Below are 6,398 nucleotides of genomic sequence, written 5' to 3' on the forward strand. Positions count from 1 at the left end.
TGGAGGGATTTGAAGTCTTGATTGCCCAGATGCAGCAGTTTTACTGTCCCATCGTGCATGACCTCTTGCTACGCCGTATCCTACTAAACTCTGCCTAGAGTGATGAAAGAGGGGTAAATAGAAATCTGCCTTAAGAAGGAAGACAGTCAGAATCAACACTGTAGCCATCCCAAATAGAGTACAAAACAAATCTCAGAAGAGAAAGAAACGATGCTCTATTCGAAATGACTATAGCTTCAAATTCTGATCATAAGATGGAGAGTTAACTCTAACACAGGAGGAAGAGAGGAGTTCGAGCTAAACGCGAGTAGTTTGTAAGAATGCATTTGCAGGCGTCAATCTTTATAACGCGGTAAGCCATATTTACCAAAATCGGAAATGGAATCTGATGGCGACTTCATGTTACGGCAGCAGGATTATGGAACTCCCACCTCGTTGTGACTCAGCAGAATGGGCTTGAAAAGCCATCCTAATCCAATCAGTTCTTATTTCCTGACAACTCTACTATCAATTTCTAAGCTCAATAGCGTAGATCATCAGTAATATCAACATTACACGAAATTGAGATATCCCCCTTTCCAACCTAGTACGCTGCGGCGGAAATCCATCACCTATGTTTTTGTGTAGGGTGCTTCGCACCCTACACAAAAACATAGTTTGCGAACTTAGGCCGCAGCTTACTAGTGAGGTACGAGGGAGGGATGTGGGACTTAGTTCCACATCCCTCCCTCGTACCTCACTAGGTTGGAAGATGCTGTAAGTAAAAACTATATTAGAACCGCCACATTACGATTTTTGAGTATTTCCTCTAGGTTAAATAACAGCTTAATAATGTATTTTCAACCCAATCCAAGACAATAGAAAGCTTGTTTATTAACAACGGTAATTAGTGATCGCAGCAAAAGCCAATTAAAATAAATTAGGTATTTTCATTGATTATTAATCTTTTTGATGCCGATACTTTATGTATATAGGAAAGACAGATTTTCAAGCAGCAACCTTACTTTCAATCGAACAAGTCAGAAGCTGCTTATCCGTCCTACTTCATCAGCAATATCTAGGCTTTCTATCTAGGTATTGCCTCATCCAACTCTATTTTCTGTCGAGGAGAAACATAATGTTAGTACGTCGTTTTGCTGTTGCATCTACGTTGATTGCTGTTGGAGCAGTATTTGCTACTCCCGCTATGGCTGACACCATTAACCTCAGTGGATCTGTCGCAAGTATCTCGACTGTGACCTCTACAGCCACTTCCAATGCATCCAACCTAAACCTATATGGTGCAGGTACTGCTGGAACCGATACAGTAGTACAGGTAGCAGATTTAGCACTGACAACCAACAATAAACAAGGTATCACCGTAACAGCTACTGCTAATGGTCCCTTGACGAGCGGAGTCAATGGTGACAGCATGCCTTACCAAGTTCTGATTGTCGGAGATGCAGCAGCTCAGCCAACAGCTACCAGCTTTACGTCAACTACAGCCAGTGCTTCTGTGCCGGTTGGAGTGGGTGGTTTTGTAAATGGAGCGGCAGATCGTGACCTCTACATCGAGTACGATGCCCCCCAATTACTTGACCCCGGCTCCTACACCAGCAGCATTACCGTCACGATCGCTGACAATTAATTTCACTTGGTATCTGACGACAATTACTTCTTGCCTTCGTGTCAACTATACATAGAACTGCTAGATCCCACCACAAGGGTTCAAACGTTCATTCCAGGTTGTCGTTTTGTCCAAAAGTAATTGTCGTCTGATAACTCACCAGAGGCTTCATCAGAAGCCTCTGGATCAATGGTTGAACATACTTTTTAGTGCTTTGTGAAACGACGGTAATATTGGCGGATAACTATAGATGCAACTTCTGCTAATGATAGTGCCTTGATTGCCAGGAGCTTTTTAGAAGCCTTTAACCTTTGTCCAATCCATCTTCCTACCTGTCAGAGATTCTATCTATGCATCATGGAGTAACGCACCATGCGCTACAAACTTCCCTTTCTCTGCATTTGCCTGGGAATTGTAGCAAGTATCGCTTTCCCGGCAAGCGGAGTACCTACTCTATCAACCACTTCTACAACAGTCAGTACGTCCCTGGATCTTGACGGTGAAGGTAACGCCAGCACCCACATTGTCAAAGTGGCAGACATTACAATCGCCACCCATAACAGCCGTGGATTTACCCTAACACTCACATCCGCCAGCCTCACCAAATCTGACGGTAATGACATTGATTTACAAATAACTACGGTAAGCAATGACGCAGGTGTCCCATCCAATGGCGACTTCACCGTTCCTTCTGGTCACACGTACACTTATGTGACTGAGACAGATGGCTCTGAAAACCGCGACGTTTATATACGCTATACCCCTGATCATCTACAGGATCCTGGTACCTACAGCGCCTCAATCAGGATTTCTGTTGTTGATAACTAGCTTTTCAGAACGAGCAGCCATCAACCATTTGCTCTTGTAGCAATTCAAACTGTTTCCCGGATGTTGCATTCCTGCTACATCCTATAGCTTTTACCTGCTCATCTCACAATCAGTTCTATGAAACGCTCTCTCCATCTGGTGCTAACCAGTATCTTTTTTCTTGTCTTGACACGGGCAAACCCTGCATTGGCTTTTCAATTTCGGCCCATGTCCCAAGTCTTTGCTCCTATGGGAGCGAATGCTACACACACCTATGAAGTTGTAAATGACGAAAGTGAGCGCATTGCGATAGAAGTCAGCGTTGTTGAACGCCAGATGAATTTGGATGGAGAGGAAACCTATCAGCCTGCCGAGGATAACTTTTTGATTTATCCTACGCAAATGATTTTGGAACCAGGAGCTGTTCAAGTAGTACGAGTCAGCTGGTTAGGAGAGCCTAACCCTGCTCAGGAGCTACCATTTCGGCTAGTGGCAGAACAACTGCCAATCAACTTGATTGATCCCAATCAATCCCCACCTCCACAGGCTGAAGGGCAGATACAAGTCTTGTTGCGCTACCTTGGCTCTTTGTTTGTCCGTCCAGATGGAGCGCAAGCTACCCTGAACATTGAATCTGTAGCACCCCTAACCAATGCACAGGGCCAATCTTCCATCGCAGTTACCTTTGCAAACACGGGCAGCGCTAGTGCTCGTCTGCAAGATTTAAGCCTTACCCTGATCTCGCAGGGTCAATCTGTAACTCTCGCTCCAGATCAGCTAGAAGGTATTACGGATACAACTGTTTTAGCGGGGCATAGCCGACGCTACACCCTGGCTTGGCCTACAACTTTGCCCCAAGGTTCACTCACTGCTACCTTTAACTACCGGCAGCAGGATTAATCGTTATGTTGGCTGCCATGGCCCTCCTGGGCCAGCCCATAGTACCACTTGCCTCGCCCCTAAAGCCAGTGACAGCTGAGGTTAAGGTGGTACAAAAGGTTATCATTCCACCACCTATTTTCTTTCCTGCTCCCTCACTTCATCCAGGAGCATCAACACAATTGTCTGTTGTTCCCTCCATAGGCTCTATTGATAAGGAAACCTCCGCAGACCGGAAATTCGCCATAAACTTCCTAGCATCAGGGTCAGAAAACCGCGTACAAGGTTCTCAAACAGTCACCACTCTACAATCGCCCCCTTCCCTTCCATCTACTGAAACAACAGCACTGCCCCTACCAAGCAACACAACACCTTTACCCGCCGTAGTTCCCACAAACTCGCCGTCCACCCACGACATTTTTGAGCAGGTGTTTGGGGGGAACCAAAATCTGAGCTCTCATCAGGTCGTTGTTCCTCTGGTACTGGATGGACAGACAGTAGGACAGGTTTTAGTGAGCGTGCCTGGGGGTAACCAGAGCGAGGTGCTGATCGCTGCTGACCAATTTCTATCCGCTGTCCGAAAGGCCATGCGAGCAGATGTGATGGAACAACTGGCAGCCGTAATTCGGCCCGATGGCACACTCGATCTACAACATGTTCGTCAAGTAGGTATCGCTATTAACTTTGATAGCAGCCGATTAGAACTACAAGCAGAAATTCCACCTGCATTACGAGCAACAACAGTTCTATCCGTTGATGGGGTTGAAGTTCCGCCTGCATTAGAGCAAGCACTGCAACCTAGCCGAGTGAGCGGCTATCTCAACTTTCAAGGTAGCCAAGAAGTGGTTTGGTCAGGAGATGCGGCCGATACAGGCAGACAGCCTCTACTGCTTAATTTTGAGGGTGCGCTCAATCTAAATAGGTGGGTGTTGGAAGGTAACTTTAGCTTTACGGAAGAAGACTCACCGGCTTGGCAACGTGGTCCCCTACGGCTGGTACACGACGATATCAATTCCTCCATCCGCTATCAACTGGGGGACTTTGTCGTGCCAGTGCGAGGGTATCAGACTAGTATTCCGGTATTGGGTTTTTCCATGGTTCGCAACTTTGCCCTCCAGCCTTACCAGGTAACTCGTCCTATTAGCCGCTTCGAGTTTTTTTTAGAACGACCTTCCAGCGTTGAGGTGTTTCTTAACGGCCAATTGCTGCAAACCTTGCGTTTGGAGGCTGGGTCACAGGACGTTCGTAACCTTTCCCTCAACGCTGGCATCAATGGAGTACAGTTAGTCATCACTGACGACCTAGGCCGAGTCGAACGTTTGGACTTTGCCACGGGGGTTTCAGGAGATTTATTAGCCCCAGGAGTGCAGCAGTTTGCTTACAGCTTAGGCATTCCTGCCCGAGGCGACAGCCCTAGCGTAGCTCCTGATGAATATGATTGGAACCTGCCTACCCTGACACTTTCCCACCGGGTAGGTGTAACCGATACCCTAACTTTGGGTGGATACCTTCAGGGGGACATTACTACTCAAATGGCAGGCCTTGAAGGCACCTGGGCCACGACCATAGGCAACTTTAGCTGGGATGCAGCCCTTAGCTTGGATCAAGACTATGGTCTAGATGTGGCTGCCCGTTTCTACTATGACTGGTTATTTCAAGGAGCCTCCAGCAACAACCGCAGTTTACGTTTGTCGGCTGAATACAGAGGGCCAAACTTTATGACTATTGAGGATGAGGAACCTAACAATACCACTGGACTTGATCTCTCCCTAGCTTATAGTCAAACCATTTTTGATAACACACACCTGACCATCAGTGGTCGCTATCAATTTACACGCGATCAGCCTAGCGATGCTTATTCCATCGCCTTGGGCATTTCTCAGCCATTGGGCTCAGGAATGATGCTGAATACTTCTGCGAGTTATGGACAAAATGCTCAGGGAGAAACTGAATCCCGCATGTTTGTGGGGCTGTCCATGTCCTTAACCCAACAGCGCCAATCTATCAATACCTCCACCACGTTAGACAATGAGGGGGTTATCAATCGGTTGAATTGGTCTTACGATCCGCGTACCACGTTTGGAGGCTTAGGTACAGCGTTTACGGCTACTGCTGCTGCTAGCGATATCAATCTTTTAAGCCAAATACGCTACCGGGGTTATCGTGCTGATCTCACCCTCAATCATGAAATCGACATTCCCTATGAAGCTTCTGCGCTAACGACCCAGGCTACCCGCTTAACCTGGGGCACGGCTCTGGTGTTTGCCGATGGAGTATGGGGATGGTCTCGCCCAGTCGATAACAGCTTTGCTATTTTTGCCCGCCAAGGCACTGCCCAAAATGAAGTGGTAGAGATTAATCCCAGCCTGAACGGTCCCCTGGCACAGGCTGATGCCTTAGGGCCGGCTGTTGTTCCTATCTCGCCTTATGCCCTTACAAGCCTATCGGTAAATGCACCTAGCCTTCCTGCGGGTAGCGATCTGGGGCCTAACAGCTACACGCTGTTCCCCTCCTACCGCAGCGGTACTCTCATTCGTGTAGGTTCAGAAGCTGTCAGGTGACAATGCTCTTGTCAGGAGACGACAGTGCAGTAGGCGGATTTGACGGCCACCTGTGAGATCGCCAATTGACACTTAGGTATCAGACAAAATCAACGACAAAAAAAGACATTGTTCAAAAGTCCCGCATGCGAAGTGGAGACCCGAACAATGTCTGGCAAAACAATTGAAAGTTTTCAAATACGAGTGTACATGAATGCACGAGAACTGGGGTTGACTCAGGTAGATTCAGCTACCATTGCCGAATTTTCAGAACGGACTGGCCAACGCATTGAGGCTGGCACCCATCAGCCCAAGCGAGGGCAAGAGCGCCCTCGCCGTACGGGGCATGATCCCCTGGCCGAGGTCTGGGAAAGCGAATTGAAACCGATGCTAGAACGGGAGCCAGGGCTAACGCCCATGACCCTATTCGAGTATCTGCAAGAGCGCTATCCTGGACAATACCCTCAGGTACTGCGAACCCTGCAACGACGAGTGCAGGAATGGAAAGCCCTGCATGGTGAAGCGCGGGATGTGATGTTCGAATTGCGCCATGAGCCAGGGATGAT

Annotated in this window: 4 protein-coding genes and 1 pseudogene; all 5 read left to right on the forward strand. The window is 47.8% G+C overall.

All coding sequences use genetic code 11. From position 1 onward, the window contains the following. Positions 1-1,117: 1,117 nt before the first annotated feature. Positions 1,118-1,627, forward strand: coding sequence for a hypothetical protein (locus NDI52_RS34495; RefSeq protein WP_190769836.1), 510 nt, complete (start codon positions 1,118-1,120; stop codon positions 1,625-1,627). A gap of 351 nt (positions 1,628-1,978) precedes the next feature. Further along, complete coding sequence (locus tag NDI52_RS34500; protein ID WP_190769837.1) at positions 1,979-2,434, forward strand: hypothetical protein; 456 nt, start codon at positions 1,979-1,981, stop codon at positions 2,432-2,434. Positions 2,435-2,551: 117 nt separating this feature from the next. Then, positions 2,552-3,313, forward strand: coding sequence for a fimbria/pilus periplasmic chaperone (locus NDI52_RS34505; protein WP_190769838.1), 762 nt, complete (start codon positions 2,552-2,554; stop codon positions 3,311-3,313). Between the two features lie 5 nt (positions 3,314-3,318). Beyond that, the gene (locus NDI52_RS34510; RefSeq protein WP_348257172.1) at positions 3,319-5,853 is read left to right on the forward strand and encodes a fimbria/pilus outer membrane usher protein; all 2,535 of its coding nucleotides are present in this window, start codon (positions 3,319-3,321) and stop codon (positions 5,851-5,853) included. A gap of 147 nt (positions 5,854-6,000) precedes the next feature. Then, positions 6,001-6,398, forward strand: a pseudogene (locus tag NDI52_RS34515) (IS21 family transposase); the annotation flags it as partial.

The sequence above is a fragment of the Leptolyngbya sp. PL-A3 genome (assembly GCF_039962325.1).
Lineage (GTDB): Bacteria > Cyanobacteriota > Cyanobacteriia > Elainellales > Elainellaceae > Vacuolonema.

Excerpts from the sequence above, each read along its gene's own strand:
- NDI52_RS34495 (WP_190769836.1), top strand. The coding sequence starts at position 1,118 with ATGTTAGTACGTCGTTTTGCTGTTGCATCTACGTTGATTGCTGTTGGA.
- NDI52_RS34500 (WP_190769837.1), top strand. The coding sequence starts at position 1,979 with ATGCGCTACAAACTTCCCTTTCTCTGCATTTGCCTGGGAATTGTAGCA.
- NDI52_RS34505 (WP_190769838.1), top strand. The coding sequence starts at position 2,552 with ATGAAACGCTCTCTCCATCTGGTGCTAACCAGTATCTTTTTTCTTGTC.
- NDI52_RS34510 (WP_348257172.1), top strand. The coding sequence starts at position 3,319 with ATGTTGGCTGCCATGGCCCTCCTGGGCCAGCCCATAGTACCACTTGCC.